Source organism: Sporosarcina luteola (genome assembly GCF_007991495.1).
Taxonomy (GTDB): Bacteria; Bacillota; Bacilli; order Bacillales_A; family Planococcaceae; genus Sporosarcina; species Sporosarcina luteola.
Genome location: NZ_BJYL01000080.1, coordinates 1 through 1,034, shown reverse-complemented (window position 1 = coordinate 1,034; position 1,034 = coordinate 1). Strand labels below are relative to the sequence as shown.

The following is a 1,034-nucleotide window of genomic DNA, read 5'->3' as shown; positions in this document are numbered from 1 at the left end:
ACCGAAGGCTCCTTACAAATTTTCCGTGAATAATTCAGGCTCTATTATATTAAATCAATTTACTTCCTTATTAAATTGATTAATCACTGGGTATTATTTGCTTAATCTACACTTTAGTTGCTTTCGACAATCCGTCAATCACCCTTTACATTTTGAACGTAACAAAAATCGCGAACCGTGAAGCGGTGGCGATAGCTAATAATAGTATATATGTACTCGATTGGCGAAGTTGTCTTGGTTGGATTGAGATTAGTTCGGTTATCGGCAAGAATCAGCTCGCTAAGTGATTAGATGAAAAAACAGCCTGTACGCACCATTTCTTCCCGGTGCATGTAGGCTGTTTTTCATTGTTCCATCCATTTTCCTGTCCCTTGGGCTATGTTACCCGTTGCCGCTTTGAACGTGCTGGTAAGATGTTAATGACATCAATATCTTTTTTATCTTCATTAACCACATAAAAACCACGATTCAAGCGCACTTCTTCCCCTTGTTCCGCAAAGAAATGTCTGAATTTGATCTAAACATCTGTTAAATTCTTCAGTGAAATGAACCGAATAATTTCGGTTATTTTCTTCTCTCGTGCCGCAATTCCTTTAGTTCTTTTGCAGTAAAGCGTTGCATCTCAGGATTATCATAGTAACGTTGGAGCGATTCCTTTAGTTCTGGGTAGGATTCGATATTCTCCACTAAATCATCGTACTCTTCATCCATAAAAGGTGGTTCATGAACTTCTAAAGAGAACAGTTTACCTTCTGCAACAAACATTGCTGCATTTTTATCATTTAAGGCATTCGCAAGTTCTTCTTTCACATTTTTACTTAATGCACCCATTGCAGCTCGCCCCAATCAATTTGTTTGTTTTAATATACCACAGTGTAGCAGGTAAGCATCCTTCCATTAAACAATTCATAATAACAAAAAAACAGCCCACCCGTACCGTTTCTTCCCGGTTCGTGCAGGCTGTTTTTCATTGTTCCATCTGTTTCGCCAAGAAATGAGCGGCGGTTTCGGCTGCTTTTTGTTCGGCTTCGCCG

General features: G+C 39.2%; 1 protein-coding gene. It reads right to left on the bottom strand.

The features are described 5' to 3' along the window. Positions 1 to 564: 564 nt before the first annotated feature. Positions 565 to 831: a hypothetical protein gene (locus tag SLU01_RS17845; RefSeq protein ID WP_147060878.1), complete on the bottom strand. Its 267-nt coding sequence runs from the start codon at positions 829 to 831 to the stop codon at positions 565 to 567. Between the last annotated feature and the right edge of the window lie 203 nt (positions 832 to 1,034).